The following is a 14,969-nucleotide window of genomic DNA, read 5'->3' as shown; positions in this document are numbered from 1 at the left end:
ATGTTGGAAACCCATCATCTGAGGTTTGTTTTCGTCTCACAAAACGCCAGTTCAGCTTGAACTAGAGAAGATGATGGTGTCGGCTGGGGCACAATTGTTGCGTTTCCGGACCCATCCAACAAGGAATGTTGCTTTTAGGGCTGGAAACTCGTCCAAGCGCGCTACATACTCGCTCTACTTCAATTGCACCCGTGGCACCCAACAAGAACAAAGGCAAACGCGCGATGGCTTCGGACCGACAAAATCTCCAAGATGCATTTCTCAATCACGTACGCAAAACCAAAGTTCCGGTGACGATTTTTCTGATTAACGGTGTAAAATTGCAGGGCGTGATCACCTGGTTTGACAATTTCTGCGTGCTTCTGCGCCGTGATGGACAAAGTCAACTGGTTTATAAACATGCGATTTCGACGATTATGCCGTCGCAACCCATCAGCCTTTATGAGGGTGAAGACGCCTCTTGATGGAGCATGACACGCAGGTCACCCGCGCATGGGTCCTGCATCCCGAAATTTACGGCGCCAATCAACGGCGTGGGGCCTCTTTCGCATTGGAAGAGGCCATTTCGCTTGCTCAGGCCTTGCCTGAACTTGAGGTGGTTGGCTCAAATACAGTGAAGCTGCCCAAGGCGCATGCTGGTATGTTGTTTGGATCAGGCAAGATCGAAGAGCTTAAAACCCTGTTTCACGCCAATGAAGTGGAACTGGTCTTGATTGACGGACCGGTGACGCCGGTGCAGCAGCGCAATCTGGAAAAAGCCTGGGGTGTCAAGCTTCTGGACAGGACGGGTTTGATTCTTGAGATTTTCTCGGACCGCGCGCGCACCCGTGAAGGTGTCTTACAGGTCGAGATGGCTGCCCTGAGTTATCAGCGCACCCGATTGGTGCGGGCCTGGACGCACCTTGAACGGCAACGTGGTGGACTTGGATTTGTCGGAGGCCCCGGTGAAACCCAGATTGAGGCTGACCGCCGCGCGATTGATGATCAGCTTGTACGTCTGCGCCGTCAATTGTCGAAAGTCGTGAAAACCCGTGAGTTGCACCGCAAGGCACGTGCCAAAGTTCCGTTCCCGATTGTTGCGCTTGTTGGCTATACCAATGCCGGAAAATCCACTCTTTTCAATTATGTAACCGGTGCGAATGTGCTGGCAAAAGACATGCTCTTTGCCACGCTGGACCCCACGATGCGAGCCGTCGAATTGCCGGATGGCCCCGAAGTGATCCTGTCTGACACGGTTGGTTTTATTTCGGATTTGCCGACCGAATTGGTCGCGTCCTTCCGCGCCACGCTTGAGGAAGTTCTGGCTGCAGATCTGATCCTGCACGTACGTGATATCGCCCATCCGGAAACAGAAATTCAGGCCGAAGACGTGCATGATATTCTGGGGTCTTTGGGGGTCGGCACGAATGCCAAAAAGCTTGAGGTTTGGAACAAAGTTGATCTGCTGGAAGGCGGAGAGGCTGAGTCCAGACGTGCCCGCGCTGCCCGTGATGATGAAATCTTTGCCGTTTCCTCAATCACTGGCGAAGGTTTGGAAGATCTGTTTCACGCTATCGCGGTTGCCCTTGAAGCAGATCGCACCGAAGCCGTTCTGGACCTGACTTTTGCTCAAGGCAAACAGCGCGCATGGCTGTTCAAAGAAGGCATCGTTGAGGATGAAACCCAAGATGAGACTGGGTTTCACGTGCGTGTCCGTTGGACCGCCCGCCAAGCCCGGAAATTTGAAAGCCTTTAATTGGCGGCCCGCAAAAGCTGCAGGCCGCGCAATGCACTTTTCCGTAGGTTTTACGCAGGTAGAACCCGAGCGATGCGGCCACGCAACTCTTCGCGGGCTCCGCCATAGGCGGCCGTGGCGCCCTCCAAGTCCAGTTCAGGGAACAGCTCAAGAAGTTCTTTGCGTTGTGGTGAAATAAGGCCTGCCACCGTCTCGGCAACAGGGTGGAAGCTTTCGGCTTCTACACCGTCCGCATAGACGATTTCATGGTTGTCAAAAGCCATGTGGAAATAGGTGACATCTTTGACAGCGTGATCTTCAATGATTGTATTGTCATTACACAGGGCAAATGCTGGAACCAAAACGCCATCGGGCTTGCCAAACATCAGTTCGGCCCGCCAGTCACGCACAAGAATGCGGTGCTGCCGAGAAACGCGCATGTCGCGTGCCGGTTGATCAGGGCCCAGAGCACCTTTGCGGATCAGAATTGGGCGCAACCGTTTATTCGCCGATACATAAGACCCTGACAACGTTGTGGACCCAATCCATCGGATTGTTTGCGCCCCATGATCACGGGTGACAACCTTGTCTCCTGCCACCAAATCTTCGATCAAGGCGGTGCCGTCCAATGTAAGAATATGAGTTCCGGGTGTGAAGCAGACCACGAGAGTAAGTTCGTGTTCGGTGACGATATTTTGCTCCGTAGTACCCGCGGGAACATCTGGGGGATCGCCTGGATCGGGGCCAAAGACTGATGTGACAGTTACGGTTACGTCTTGTCTGGCTGCAAATTCCGCATCAATGGGCAACAAGGATACATCAATAGCCGTGGGCGTTTGAATAACAAGTGGGTCGCTTGCATCCAATATGATGGTTTGAGTCTGGGAAACGCCGTTTTCATCAAGGCCTTCGATCTCGATTTCAAATCGCAGAAACTCCGCATCTGTAAGCGGCTCAATAATCACATCCAAAAGCTCGTCCGTGCTCAAAACCTGAGTAGCGCCGCCTGTGTTGTCCAGTTGCTGCAAAGCATCCAGGCTGCTGGCAGACCCCAGACCGATTCCGTTGATAGCTGCACCCCAGTCGCCTTCCAGGTCGGCTGCAGCGTCCTCAATTGGAGTTGTGGTACCGCCGGATGGAACGTCCGCTTGCGAGCTCGGAATTGGATATCCGTCTGAAAGAAACACAACAAGGTTTGTGTCTGTAACCGGATCAGCGCCTACTGCGGTAAATGCATCACCAGCCGCTTCTAACCCAGCGACATAGTTCGTGGTTCCGTTTGAACCGGCTGCGTTAATATCTTGCAGAGCCTGATTGAATTCATCCCGTTGATCCAAAGTGAAGTTGCCATGGACCTGAGCAGAGGGGCCATAGGAAACCAAAGAGATGTCGATTTCGCTGGGGTCGTATCCGGCAGCGACATATTCATCGAACAAATTCTGGGCGGCAATCAGTTCTGCCTGAAGAATGGTCTCATTGGTTCCATCGCCATCAAAATCAGTACCTGAATCCCCACCGGAAGAGCCGGATGTGTCGATCACAATAGCAATGTTAACCTGTTCCTGGACGTTGCTGCCTGTCAAATTGACGGACAAACAAAACTCATCTTCATCCAATCCGCCATTGTCCGTGAGGGACAAAGTCGATGTCTGTACAAACGACTCGGGGTTGTTTGAAGTGGGGTTGACCACTTGTGTCGACGTTGCGACGTCATCGTTTCCTGTTACCGGCATCTTCTAACTCCCAAGACTGCGTGTGGCGTGTCACCGCAAGAACAAGTATTAACCTTAAAAAAAACTGTGCACTAAAGGCGGTTTCAAAAACAGGAACTGTAATTCAACCCACGGAGGATTGTTTCCCGCTTGGACACAAACCACGTGTTAAATAGTTAAAACAAAGGTTTTTAGGCCAATTCGATTGTCCACATCATGCTGAACCTGTCAACAACTCTCATGAGCGGTTCTGGCGGGGATTTCAGGCATATGTGACCAATTCCTAAACCTCAAAGCGTTGGAAGTTTACCGATCAATTGACTACGTTGGGAGAGATAAGACTGGCGCAGGGTGTTTGGTGCGCACCAAAAACGAGGGCGCGTGTTGCCACGACTCAAGACTTTGCCTTCTCATCTTAGGGGTAAAAAACAGTGTTCCTAGAGCCAGCGGGCGAACCTGTTTTCCGTTGCAGCCAGCTTTTCTCCCGCCATCCGCTTGACCATTGACGTCTTGATGAAATCAAGCGGGCCTAGTGTGTATTTTGGCCCTCCAAAAGTCTGTAAGTTGTCGTTTCGAGCCGAAATTATTTCCTGATCTTCGCGTAAGATTTTTCTGTGAAACGCATCCATGGTTTGCCCCTTCAGCCACCCGGGCAGGCGGCCTTTAAGTGTCGAAAAAGTTGTAAGGGTTTGAATGTTGCAAATTGTCTCAGGCGCCAAGATCACCGTCACAAACATTTTTGGTCCGTTTTTAGCAAGAAATCCAATTTGGCCTGTTGTAGGACCATAAATTGTCCCAACCCTTTCAATCGGGCACCTTCCAACAGTGCCGGTAGCCAACCACGACGCCGTTCGGCCTCGTGTTACATACACTCGACCGACGTGGCCGTTTGCCTGCGGATCACCTCAACCTGAACCCGCTGTGGGATCCGCCCGGCAATTTGGTGCACTTGATTGTCCCGCCAAATGCCCAACCGTGTTAGGGGCAGGCAACAGAACCCATTTCAACTGTCCCGTTGGACAGCGGCACGTTCCGGTGTGGACGGCGGTTGTGTAAAACTGCGGGGCCATTATTGCCATTAGAGATGACCAAAGGCTGCCCGTGTAAAAGCACACGCCGTGGTTTTGCGCCCACCTCTTTGACAGCACAGACCGGCAGCCAAGCATCATGGACGGCCCTTGGATAGACGATCATTAATCATACCTTTGCAAAATAGGGTTTCCAATATGTTTGGCGATGGCCTGCAATCCGCCGAATGGCATACACCGTTTGCGTGGCAGGTGACGCATAAAAAAAGCTGAATTTTCAATTTCTGCTGTCGCTCCGCGGGTGCGTTTGAACTGGGGAACACACGAAGACATGTTGTAATGTAAATCATAGCGCGCCGCCTACAGGCTGTCGGCATGGCAAATCAAACGGTAGAGACCGTCTTTGCGGTGCATAGTTGTGTTGTAACCTACCATTGGCATTGTGGCATGTTGGCCAAAATGCAGCATCCCACCAAACGCCTGAATGACACCATCAATGTATCGTAACATCAAGAAACGCAGAAGGCCGGTTTGATAGGCAAAGGTGAGGAAAACAGGTGTATATTTAGGGTTAAGCTGCGAGTATTTTGCAGACATAGAAGATCATGAAAATGGGCCAGGCGCCGGGCATCTTCAGAACACATCTCGGCCAGATCTTGGTATATCTGAGCAACAAGCTCTACAACAAAAACGAGAAATGATACCGTTCGACGCATCTATTGATTGTTGCTGTTTCAGCACGAATTTTGATTTTGACGCTTATGGAAAACCCACTGCAGCGTTTAATTTGTAGACCTTCGAAAGCTTGCAATGCACCAATAGTTTCGTTCGAAAAACTCAGTGCCTGGTTTTTTTGGGGGGTAGCACAGTGGTTAATCTCTAGCCAGAGTTGAAAATTTGGATCGCAAGGCATTCGAGCGCGATTTTGCGATCTCGGAGTCCCATGTCGCTTAATCCAAGTTGAAGTATTGAAATGTACCCATCACATTCCCTCACTTGCTCGGCTGATCGCAAAGTTCAAAATATGCCGATAATCAGTTGAATCAAACACAACATCTTGTGGTCGTATCTAATTCTGATATGATCACGCGAATTGCTATGGTAACGGACGGTCGGCATATTGAAGGTTACACATAATTGTGGGGGAACCTCAGGAAGTAGCAAAAAAGTTACGGGGCGAGCACGCTTGCCCTGGCACGACACTCGGGCCGCAGGCAAAAAACATCGAGCGGTATTAAATAGTGAGCCTGAGTGGCGAAACTGGGGGGCTTCGGCCCCCCATTTTTTGTGAACCCCATGCATTTCTTGACCTAATCCAATAGTGTGACAATGCTTTTATCCTTTTCCAAACCGATTTCACTGCGCAACCGGCTGCGCGCCCGTGCCAGTCGCGAGTTCACCGTACCAAGTGGCAATCCGATCTCTTGGGCGGCCTCTGGCGCAGTGTGACCTTCTATCGTGATCAAGGTCATCACTTCGGCTTGTCCAGCAGGTAGACGGGAAACAGCGCTCAACGCATCCCGGCAGGCAAGGTGGCCAGTTGCTCTGGCGGGGGTGGCAAGCACTATGTCTTCAATGTCGACAGTAGGTTTTCGATCGCGCCAGTTTTGGAAAGCCAGATTGCGCATGACTGTCATTCCATAGGCTTGGATATCGGTAATCTCGTCCCCTGAAATCAACCGGCTCCAAATCCGCAAAACGGTTTCCTGGGTCAAATCGTCTGCAACATCGGGGCTTTCGCATAGGCGAAGGGCCCGGCGGCGTAACTTTGGCAGGATGCCAACCAAAACTTCGGGTGGCGAGATTTCATTGTGACACATGGACTGTCCTCTCAAACGTTTTCTAGGACCATGTGCCTATGAATACCGAGCTGAACAGACGGGGAGATTCCGCCGATCTAAGCGTAGCCCCCTTTTTGGGCGGTACGTTGCCGTGACATCAGCCGGCAATCGGCAGGTTTCGGCAATCTTTGGGGGAATCTTCAGAGCACACGGACGCGGATGTCGTTTGGTGCATCTCAGTCAGGGAACGCAGCGAAAGTGCCTTTGCACCTCAACAAACTGGAGAATTAAAATGAAAAATGCACTGATTACCGCCTTGGCCCTAACCGGCTTTTCCCTTCCAACATTGCCCATGGCGGCGGATCTGGACGCCAACGGCGATGGGGTTATGACCATCGAAGAAGTGCAAGTCATGTTCCCGGATGTCACGGCCGAGGCCTTTTCAGCGATGGACACCGATTCTGATGGGGTTCTGAGCACCGATGAGGTTCTGGCGGGGCAGGACGCAGGGCTGATGCCGGAAATCGCGTCTTGACGGTCTAACGCACTCAGGCGAAGACACCAAAAAGGCCGGGCATCATGATGTCCGGCCTCTTTCTGTTTGAATGGCTTATGAAGACAGATGAATGCGGAACCGTTCACGCAGGGCTTTGTCCTTGATGGGATCAAATCGCGCGGCTGAAGGCTCGGACAGAATCTCCTCTTTGCGGGCAATCGCTTTTTGATTGAGCTCCGGTTTGCCAACCTCGACCCATTCCTTGGGAGACGTGCGATCGCCAAGGGCAGGGTAGACGTAATCGGCCTGCATCCGAGCCAGTGTTTGTCCAGTTCCGAGATAATGGCCCGGGCCGCCCATGCAGACCTCGCGCATCTGATCTAACGCCAGAGTTTCGTCGTCCACTTCGATTCCACGCACACAACGCAGCGCATGACCCACAAGGTCGTCCCCCAGGATCAGCGATTCATGACAGAACCCCAAAAGTGACGCATGCATGCCGACGGATTCATACACCATGTTCAGCCCTGAAAGACCGGCCATGACGTTTGAACACATTTGTTCCCACCCGGCCTGCATGTCGGGTACTTTTGCATCGGTCATACCAGCGGCGGCACCACCAGGCAGGCCGTAAAATTTGTGCATCTGCGCACAACCAGCCGTCAGCAAAGCTTGTTCGCCTGAGCCACCTGTCATGGCTCCAGAGCGCAGATCAAGACCAAACGGCCATGTGCCAATAATGGCAGGGTGGCCGGGTTTGATGGCGTTCACGTAAACCAGACCCGCCAGACATTCAGCCACCGCCTGAGTAATCGCCCCGGCAATCGTCGATGGCGCGGTCGCACCCGCCATACCGGCGGACAACAGCAAAACAGGCATACCGCCTTCAATGCATTTTTCCATGACTTCACAGGATTCAGTGGCGAACTTCATCGGAGGCACCACGAAGCAGTTGGAATTGCTCATGAAAGGACGTGCGCGCCATTCGTCTTCACCGCCGGCAATCATATGCAGCATCTCAAGCGCATCATCCACATAATCCGGTTCCGTGAACGATGTGCCGATATGTTTGGTGGTGCCGGATGTCGTGGCATAGATGGTGTTGAGATCCATCTCGCGGTTGTCCGAGATATCACGGCACACCATGGGACGTTGCAAGAAGTGGATATTGTCCAGCTTGTCCGTGATCCGCGCCGCGTCATGTAAATCTTGGACGGTTGAATCGCGATAGTGGCGACCTTCAACATCCACCATATGCACCGCCGCACCCGCAGTGCCGAAATGTACACGATTGCCAGACAATGTCAGGTCATGTTCGCCATCACGGCTGTAGAGCGTGATTTCGCGGCAGGCCTTGGACAGGGCATCTTCGACCACAGCGCGGGGAATGCGAATGCGTCCGTCTTCGCCTTGGATCGCCCCTGCGCCAAGCAAATATTTCACGCCACTTTCGGGCGCATCGGCAAGGCCGATGGTTTCCAGCGCTTCCATCGCGGCTTCGTGGATACGTTGCATCTTTTCTTCGGTCAGCGGCTTGAGAACGCCACCTTCCATGCCCGGGCGAACCGAGCGTTCATCTTTTGCAATAGGAGCAGAGCGCGCTGCGCGACGGGCGTTGCGACCGCCGGAACGGCGAGAGACGGGTTGAGTCATGTTGTGATGAGTCCTGTTTTAGCATCTTAAATCGAATTTGGATTCAGATGCTAAATGGCCCACCACGCGCCGCGCGACCGCGTTCCGCCCCGATAGTGACGATCACCAACTGTAATTTGCTACGCATTCCCTGCATCGCAATTCTCCCTGTTCGCGGGTGATATTGCGTGAAGAATCGATGAAATCTGCAACAAAAACGACCACCTGTCGTTTTCAGGCCAACCTAGGTGGTTTCTGCTATGTCCTTGGCAAATTCACACAGAGTATTCAGCGCAGCTGCAAAACGTTCGTCATCGATGGTCATGGCCACGCGGATGTGGCCTGCCGCCGCTGTCCCAAAGCTTTCGCCGGGCATGACCGCAATCATATGCGTGTCGAGCAGCTTGTTGGCAAACTCTTCTCCCGAAAGGCCCGTCGCGCGGATATCCAACATCAGATACATCGCACCTTGTGCGGGGATCAGACCAACGGTGTTTTGTTGGGCCAATATTTCCTTAGCCAGCAGGCGGCGACGGCGGAAAGGTTCTGCGACTTTGTCTTCCAGCTCGGCACCTTGGCTCAAAGCAAATTCAGTGGCGTCCTGAATAAACCCGGCCACGCCATAAGTGGTGTTGGTGGCCAGATCAATCAAGCGGTTGATGACCTCTTTCGGGGCACAGATCCAGCCAATACGGCTACCGGTCATCGCATGGCTTTTGGACATTGAGCTGACCACGATCGTACGCTCAGCCATGTCGGGCAGGGCGCGTGGGCTGACGTGATCGCCTTCCCAGACTTGCGTGTCATAGACCTCGTCCGAGATCAGCCAAAGATCGTGGCGTTTGCAAACGTCAGCAATACCATCAAGGGTCTGGCGGCTGTAGACCGTACCCGTTGGGTTGTTGGGTGAGTTTATCAACAGCGATGTGGCACCTTCGGATTCGGCATCGATGTCTTCTGCGCGGGGCTGAAAGGCGTCCTCTGCATGGGTATGCACGACAACAGGCACAGCAGCCGTACCCCTGATGGTGCTCGGGTAGGTTGTATAATAAGGATCAAGATACAGTGCGCGATCACCAGGATTGCACACAGCCGTATGGGCTGCGAACAGACCAGCCTGACCACCCGCAGAGATTAAGACGTTTTCGTAAGTTGTTGGAACACCAGTTCTTTTTTGAATGCGAGAGGCCACAGCCTCGCGCAGGGACTTGATGCCGGGCACCATGGCATAGCCTGTATGCCCACCCAGTGCGGCTTTGTGCATGGCCTCAAGGATCGACGGGTCTGTACGGACATCATGTTCGCCAATGGTCAGCTCAATTACCGGTTCACCATCCGCCACCATTTGGCGCGAACGATAGAACACATCCCAGCCATCTGATCCATCGCCGGTCAGTTGGGTAATACGATCGGAAAGCTGCATAACATGTCTCCTGAGTCCGAGGTTTCGATGTAAAAGCCAGATTGGCACTGGATTCGTCAATTGTAATTCGGGGAGATGAAAATCTTTCGAATAGGATTCCGGGTATTTGACCGTTCGGGGGCGGCTTACCCCTCGTGTGGATGAATCCTATTAGGTGTCTTCTTGGGTGTTTGTCGGGGTCAATCGACCGGATCGCCCATAAGATAGCGTGGGCCCTGACCTTTGCGGCGCGCCCGGTCGTCAGCATTGTATAACTTACAGGTTTGTAGCGACAGACACCCGCAGCCGATGCAGCCGTCCAACTTGTCCCGCAGGATCTGCATTTGTGAAATCCTTTGATCCAGCTTGCGCCGGAACCGGGCCGAAATTCGTTCCCAGTCGCGTTTTGTAGGGGTGCGCCCTTCGGGCAAGGATTTCAAAGCCTCTCGAATTTCGGGCAGGGAAAATCCTAGACCTTGTGAAATCATCACAAATGACAACCGGCGGATATCTGAACGATCAAAGCGGCGCTGACCACCGGCATTGCGACCAGGAAACACCAGGCCTTCATCTTCATAGAATCGTATCGCAGAAGGTGCTAGGCCCGTGCGTTCAGATACATACCCGATTGTCAGCCCATTTCGTGTATGATCTTTGTTTTGCATGATTAAAAACTATTGACCTCAAGTTAACTTGAGCAATTACAATACCATCAGACAAAACTCAATCAAAGGAATTTCTGATGCACCTAGAGCATGTAAACATCACCGTACCAGACCCACAAACGACAGCCCAAACTCTTTGCGGAATTTTCGGCTGGCACATCCGTTGGGAAGGTGAGGCCAAAGACAACGGCTATACAGTTCATGTTGGGGATCAGGACAGTTATCTGGCCCTTTATGCGCCGAACAAAGATTTGGAGCCTATGGGCAATACCTATAGCCGCATCGGTGGCTTCAACCATGTGGGCGTTGCGGTCAATGATATTGATGCGATTGAGGTCAAGGTCAAGGCGGCGGGTTTTATACCGACCATGCATGGCGACTATGAACCGGGCTTGCGGTTCTACTTTGACGGTCCGCACGGCATCGAGTTTGAGGTTGTATCCTATGACTAGGTATTTGCGCGGGTTTCGGCGATGGATGCGCGCGCCTTTGGCCTTTCCATTGGGGCGCAGAACCCGGGCACGGATCGGTCTGGCGCTGACCAATTCCTGAACACACTTGACCGAACTCAGGGCTGGGCCTAAGGTCCGGCCTCATGAACACTGTACGCAACATCATTATTATTTGCTGCATTCCCTGCTGAGACAACTCGGCGGGCCGTTCTTCTATTTCAAACATGATCTGAAGTTGTTAAGCCCGCCACGAGCGTAACTGTGCCTTGTATCAAGGCCGCCCGAGGACACGACATGACGACGATTAAACTGCACAACTCAAAGACCCGCCGCAAAGAGGTGTTTGAGCCGATTGATGCCCAAAACGTGCGCATGTATGTCTGCGGGCCGACCGTCTATGACCGGGCCCATATCGGCAACGCGCGCCCTGTGGTGGTGTTTGACGTGCTGAACCGGCTGTTGCGCCATGTCTACGGCGAAGATCACGTGACCTATGTGCGCAATTTCACGGATGTGGATGACAAGATCAACGCACGTGCGGCCGAAAGCGGGCGCCCAATTTCGGACATCACGGCTGAGACGACGCAGTGGTTTCTTGACGACATGGCTGCTCTTGGGGCGCGCGACCCGGATCAAATGCCGCGTGCGACCCAGTATATCCCGCAGATGATCACCATGATCAAAAAGCTGATCGTGGATGGCTTTGCCTATGCCAAGGACGGTCATGTGTTGTTTCGGGTACGTGAATATCAGGACTATGGCGCGCTGTCTGGCCGATCTGTCGATGACATGATCGCAGGTGCCCGGGTGGAAGTGGCCCCCTACAAAGAAGACCCGATGGATTTTGTCCTGTGGAAGCCGTCGAACGAGGATCAACCCGGTTGGGAGAGCCCTTGGAGCTGGGGGCGCCCCGGTTGGCATATCGAATGCTCGGCGATGTCCTATGAGTTGCTGGGCGAGAGTTTTGACATTCACGGCGGCGGCAATGACCTGATGTTTCCGCATCATGAGAACGAGATCGCGCAAAGCTACTGTGCCCATCCAACCGGCGAGTTCGCCCGCTATTGGATGCACAACGAGATGCTGCAGGTCGAGGGCAAGAAGATGTCCAAATCCCTGGGCAATTTCTTTACCGTGCGCGACTTGCTGGATGGCCACGACGGCCAGCCCGCCGTACCGGGCGAGGTGATCCGGTTCGTGTTCCTGTCAACGCATTACGGCAAACCGATGGATTGGACTGCCAAAAAGGCGGGTGAAGCCGAGGCCACGCTGCGCAAGTGGCGTACGTTGACCGAGGGCGTCGAGCCCTCGTCCAACGTGGCCGCGTCTGTTGTTTCGTGTTTGGCGGATGATCTGAACACGGCCGGAGCAATTGCCGAGCTGCACAAATTCGCAGGTGCAGGTGAGGCAGCAGAGTTGTTGGCTGGTGCTCAAATGATGGGCTTGCTCACCGACGCTTTGAGCGATTGGGCCACTGGGAATGACCTCTCAGCATACGAAGTGTTGTTGGTAGGTGCTCGCGCAAAGGCAATGGAAACAAAAGACTTTTCTGATGTGGATCGTATAAAGGCGGCTCTGATGGACGCTGGCGTCGAGGTGCGAATGAGCAAAGCCGGTGTGGAATTACTACCCGCTACCGGATTCGATGCTACCAAGCTGGAGGGCCTGATATGACCAAACAACGCCTCTATCTTTACGACACCACCTTGCGAGACGGCCAACAAACCCAAGGCGTGCAATTCTCGACCCCGGAAAAGGCGCAGATCGCCGAAGTACTAGACACGCTTGGTGTGGACTATGTCGAAGGCGGCTGGCCCGGTGCTAATCCTACGGACTCGGAATTCTTCGATGCCAAACCCAAGATGGCCGCGACATTTACTGCTTTCGGTATGACCAAACGCGCAGGCATGTCAGCGGAGAACGATGACGTGCTGGCCGCGGTGATGAATGCGGGTACACCCGCCGTCTGTCTGGTTGGCAAATCCCATGATTTTCACGTCAAAACGGCCCTTGGCATCACGTTGGAGGAAAATACCGACAACGTTGCGCGCTCGATTGCCTATCTGGTGGCGCAGGGACGCGAGGCGCTGTTTGACGCCGAGCACTTCTTTGATGGTTATAAATCCAATCCGACTTATGCGTTGGAAGTGATCAAAGCGGCCTTTGCTGCTGGCGCACGCTGGATCGTGTTGTGCGACACCAACGGCGGGACCTTGCCGCGCGAGGTTTATGAAATCACCAAGGCGGTGATCGCAGCAGGCATTCCCGGCGACCATCTGGGCATCCATACCCATAACGACACCGAAAATGCCGTGGCCAATACCCTGGCTTCGGTTGATGCTGGCGCGCGACAAATCCAGGGTACGTTGAACGGCCTGGGCGAACGCTGCGGCAATGCCAACCTTACAACGCTCATTCCCACGCTGCTGCTGAAAGAACCATATACAAGCGCCTATGAGATTGGTGTGCGCAAAGAGGCTTTGATCGGTCTGACCCGCGCCAGCCGTCTTCTCGATGACATCCTGAACCGCGTTCCGATGAAGCAGGCGGCCTATGTCGGGGCCTCGGCCTTTGCCCACAAAGCGGGCCTGCACGCAAGCGCCATTCTCAAGGACCCAACCACCTATGAGCATATAGAACCGGGTGTGGTCGGAAATGAACGCATCATTCCGATGTCAAATCAGGCGGGCCAATCCAATCTACGCAAACGTCTGACCGATGCGGGTCTGAGCGTCGAAAAGAGAAACCCCGCTCTAAGTGCGATCCTGAACCGGATTAAAGAACGCGAAGCGGTTGGCTACAGCTATGACACCGCACAGGCTAGCTTCGAGCTGTTGGCGCGCTCTGAGCTGGGGCTTGCCGAAAGCTTTTTTGACGTGGAACGCTATCGGGTGATTTCCGAGCGTCGTCGCAATGCGCGCGGCCATCTGGTGGTCGAATCCGAGGCCGTGGTGACGGTTCAATTGCCCAGTGGCGCCAAAACCACATCGTACTACAAGAATGAACATTCCGACGAGATGAGCGATGATGGCCCCGTCAACGCGCTCTGGCAGGCGTTGAAACGGGATTTGGGCCCCTATCAGGATATTGTCGACGGCGTCCGTCTGGTGGATTTTAAGGTGCGCATCACCAATGGCGGTACCGAGGCTGTAACACGCGTCATCATCGATTTTGAAGACAGTGAAGGACGGCGGTGGTCGACTGTGGGTGTGTCTGCCAACATCGTGGATGCGTCGTTTGAAGCGCTGCTTGAGGCATTGAACTGGAAACTGGCGCGTGACGGCGCCATTCGGGCAGGCTGATGGATGCATCTCATGACGACATAGCTGCCTGCGCCGGATTGGTGCAGCGGGGCGACCCAGATCGCTTTATGGCAGCGATGGCCGCTAAGCCCGATGCACGCGATTTGTTGTTTCCGCTTTATGCGTTCAACCTCGAAGTCGCCCGGGCACCATGGTTGACCCAAGAGACAATGATTGCCGAGATGCGCCTGCAATGGTGGCGTGATGCATTGGAAGAGATCGGGCAGGGCGGCAACGTACGTCGTCACGAGGTTGTGACACCTTTGGCGGCATTTCTGGATCACGAAGGTGCCGAGACCTTGGACGCGCTGGTCGCGGCCCGGCAATGGGATATCTACAAAGATCCGTTTGAAGATGCAGCCAAGTTTGCGGCATACATCGATGCGACGTCTGGCAACCTGATGTGGGTTGCGGCGCGACTTTTGGGCGACGCACAAGAGGATGTCGTGCGCGATTTTGCCTACGCCACGGGCATTGCAAATTGGTTGCGGGCCATTCCTGATCTGCAAGAGCGTAAACGTATTCCGTTGGTTGACGGACGTCCCGAGGCCGTTGCTTTGCTGGCCAGTGGTGCTTTGCAGCGCCTGAAATCAGCCAGAAAAACGCGGGCCGCTGTGTCTAAACCTTCCGGGCAGGCTCTTTTGGCGGGCTGGCAGGCCGAAGCGGTTTTGCGACAGGCCAGCGAACAGCCCGAACGCGTTGTGGACGGCGCGCTTGGGCAAAGTGATTTTGTCAAAAAAATCACGTTGATGCGTTTGTCGATGACAGGTCGGTGGTAAGAGGCC

General features: G+C 53.8%; 15 protein-coding genes. 7 read left to right on the top strand and 8 right to left on the bottom strand.

Going from position 1 to position 14,969, the window contains the following annotated elements; translation table 11 throughout:
• Positions 1–224: 224 nt before the first annotated feature.
• Together hfq and hflX are read left to right on the top strand one after the other, a co-directional pair.
• Positions 225–464 carry an RNA chaperone Hfq gene (hfq, locus tag BUC32_RS07155; RefSeq protein WP_007119530.1) on the top strand — a complete coding sequence of 80 codons (240 nt, stop codon included), beginning with the start codon at positions 225–227 and terminating at the stop codon, positions 462–464.
• Complete coding sequence (gene hflX / locus BUC32_RS07150) at positions 464–1,735, top strand: GTPase HflX (RefSeq protein WP_073251093.1); 1,272 nt, start codon at positions 464–466, stop codon at positions 1,733–1,735. The genes hfq and hflX overlap by 1 nt, the downstream gene beginning before the upstream one ends.
• Positions 1,736–1,785: 50 nt before the next feature.
• On the opposite strand, the gene BUC32_RS07145 is transcribed toward hflX, so the two are convergent.
• The 5 genes from BUC32_RS07145 to BUC32_RS07125 form a co-directional block, all read right to left on the bottom strand.
• Positions 1,786–3,447, bottom strand: coding sequence for a Hint domain-containing protein (locus BUC32_RS07145; RefSeq protein ID WP_073251091.1), 1,662 nt, complete (start codon positions 3,445–3,447; stop codon positions 1,786–1,788).
• Positions 3,448–3,863: 416 nt separating this feature from the next.
• Entirely contained in the window at positions 3,864–4,265 is a 402-nt protein-coding gene (locus BUC32_RS07140; protein ID WP_139280670.1) for a hypothetical protein, read from the bottom strand.
• Positions 4,266–4,404: 139 nt separating this feature from the next.
• Positions 4,405–4,620 (bottom strand): Rieske (2Fe-2S) protein, encoded by a 216-nt coding sequence (locus tag BUC32_RS21210; RefSeq protein ID WP_073251087.1) that lies wholly within the window; start codon positions 4,618–4,620, stop codon positions 4,405–4,407.
• A gap of 194 nt (positions 4,621–4,814) precedes the next feature.
• Positions 4,815–5,051 (bottom strand): hypothetical protein, encoded by a 237-nt coding sequence (locus BUC32_RS07130; RefSeq protein ID WP_073251085.1) that lies wholly within the window; start codon positions 5,049–5,051, stop codon positions 4,815–4,817.
• A 713-nt stretch (positions 5,052–5,764) separates the two neighbouring features.
• Positions 5,765–6,274, bottom strand: coding sequence for an RNA polymerase sigma factor (locus BUC32_RS07125; RefSeq protein ID WP_073251084.1), 510 nt, complete (start codon positions 6,272–6,274; stop codon positions 5,765–5,767).
• A gap of 253 nt (positions 6,275–6,527) precedes the next feature.
• Between BUC32_RS07125 and BUC32_RS07120 the strand changes: the two genes are divergently transcribed.
• Positions 6,528–6,770 (top strand): EF-hand domain-containing protein, encoded by a 243-nt coding sequence (locus tag BUC32_RS07120; protein ID WP_073251082.1) that lies wholly within the window; start codon positions 6,528–6,530, stop codon positions 6,768–6,770.
• 75 nt (positions 6,771–6,845) lie between these two features.
• Here the strand turns inward: BUC32_RS07120 and BUC32_RS07115 are convergent, their stop codons facing one another.
• The 3 genes from BUC32_RS07115 to soxR all read right to left on the bottom strand — a co-directional run bounded on the left by BUC32_RS07115 (position 6,846) and on the right by soxR (position 10,430).
• Positions 6,846–8,384 (bottom strand): trimethylamine methyltransferase family protein, encoded by a 1,539-nt coding sequence (locus tag BUC32_RS07115; protein WP_073251080.1) that lies wholly within the window; start codon positions 8,382–8,384, stop codon positions 6,846–6,848.
• Positions 8,385–8,607: 223 nt separating this feature from the next.
• Positions 8,608–9,786, bottom strand: a complete 1,179-nt coding sequence (locus tag BUC32_RS07110) for a pyridoxal phosphate-dependent aminotransferase (protein ID WP_073251078.1) — start codon at positions 9,784–9,786, stop codon at positions 8,608–8,610.
• Positions 9,787–9,965: 179 nt separating this feature from the next.
• Positions 9,966–10,430, bottom strand: a complete 465-nt coding sequence (gene soxR, locus BUC32_RS07105) for a redox-sensitive transcriptional activator SoxR (protein WP_073251076.1) — start codon at positions 10,428–10,430, stop codon at positions 9,966–9,968.
• Between the two features lie 77 nt (positions 10,431–10,507).
• Between soxR and BUC32_RS07100 the strand changes: the two genes are divergently transcribed.
• From BUC32_RS07100 to BUC32_RS07085, 4 genes are all read left to right on the top strand, one after another.
• A complete protein-coding gene (locus tag BUC32_RS07100) occupies positions 10,508–10,882 on the top strand; it encodes a VOC family protein (RefSeq protein ID WP_073251074.1) in 375 nt (124 codons plus the stop codon).
• A gap of 294 nt (positions 10,883–11,176) precedes the next feature.
• Positions 11,177–12,556, top strand: a complete 1,380-nt coding sequence (cysS, locus tag BUC32_RS07095; protein WP_073251072.1) for a cysteine--tRNA ligase — start codon at positions 11,177–11,179, stop codon at positions 12,554–12,556.
• The gene (cimA, locus tag BUC32_RS07090) at positions 12,553–14,184 is read left to right on the top strand and encodes a citramalate synthase (RefSeq protein WP_073251070.1); all 1,632 of its coding nucleotides are present in this window, start codon (positions 12,553–12,555) and stop codon (positions 14,182–14,184) included. The genes cysS and cimA overlap by 4 nt, the downstream gene beginning before the upstream one ends.
• Entirely contained in the window at positions 14,184–14,963 is a 780-nt protein-coding gene (locus tag BUC32_RS07085; protein ID WP_073251068.1) for a squalene/phytoene synthase family protein, read from the top strand. Before cimA ends, BUC32_RS07085 begins: the two co-directional genes overlap by 1 nt.
• Positions 14,964–14,969: the final 6 nt, after the last annotated feature.

It is taken from the genome of Shimia gijangensis (genome assembly GCF_900142085.1).
Taxonomy (GTDB): Bacteria; Pseudomonadota; Alphaproteobacteria; order Rhodobacterales; family Rhodobacteraceae; genus Shimia; species Shimia gijangensis.
Note: the sequence above shows the minus strand (reverse complement) of the source record. Positions and strands in the feature narration are given on the sequence as shown.

Excerpts from the sequence above, each read along its gene's own strand:
- BUC32_RS21210 (WP_073251087.1), bottom strand. The coding sequence starts at position 4,620 with ATGATCGTCTATCCAAGGGCCGTCCATGATGCTTGGCTGCCGGTCTGT.
- BUC32_RS07125 (WP_073251084.1), bottom strand. The coding sequence starts at position 6,274 with ATGTGTCACAATGAAATCTCGCCACCCGAAGTTTTGGTTGGCATCCTG.
- BUC32_RS07110 (WP_073251078.1), bottom strand. The coding sequence starts at position 9,786 with ATGCAGCTTTCCGATCGTATTACCCAACTGACCGGCGATGGATCAGAT.
- cimA (WP_073251070.1), top strand. The coding sequence starts at position 12,553 with ATGACCAAACAACGCCTCTATCTTTACGACACCACCTTGCGAGACGGC.
- hflX (WP_073251093.1), top strand. The coding sequence starts at position 464 with ATGGAGCATGACACGCAGGTCACCCGCGCATGGGTCCTGCATCCCGAA.
- BUC32_RS07145 (WP_073251091.1), bottom strand. The coding sequence starts at position 3,447 with ATGCCGGTAACAGGAAACGATGACGTCGCAACGTCGACACAAGTGGTC.
- BUC32_RS07100 (WP_073251074.1), top strand. The coding sequence starts at position 10,508 with ATGCACCTAGAGCATGTAAACATCACCGTACCAGACCCACAAACGACA.
- cysS (WP_073251072.1), top strand. The coding sequence starts at position 11,177 with ATGACGACGATTAAACTGCACAACTCAAAGACCCGCCGCAAAGAGGTG.
- hfq (WP_007119530.1), top strand. The coding sequence starts at position 225 with ATGGCTTCGGACCGACAAAATCTCCAAGATGCATTTCTCAATCACGTA.
- soxR (WP_073251076.1), bottom strand. The coding sequence starts at position 10,430 with ATGCAAAACAAAGATCATACACGAAATGGGCTGACAATCGGGTATGTA.
- BUC32_RS07120 (WP_073251082.1), top strand. The coding sequence starts at position 6,528 with ATGAAAAATGCACTGATTACCGCCTTGGCCCTAACCGGCTTTTCCCTT.
- BUC32_RS07085 (WP_073251068.1), top strand. The coding sequence starts at position 14,184 with ATGGATGCATCTCATGACGACATAGCTGCCTGCGCCGGATTGGTGCAG.
- BUC32_RS07130 (WP_073251085.1), bottom strand. The coding sequence starts at position 5,051 with ATGTCTGCAAAATACTCGCAGCTTAACCCTAAATATACACCTGTTTTC.
- BUC32_RS07115 (WP_073251080.1), bottom strand. The coding sequence starts at position 8,384 with ATGACTCAACCCGTCTCTCGCCGTTCCGGCGGTCGCAACGCCCGTCGC.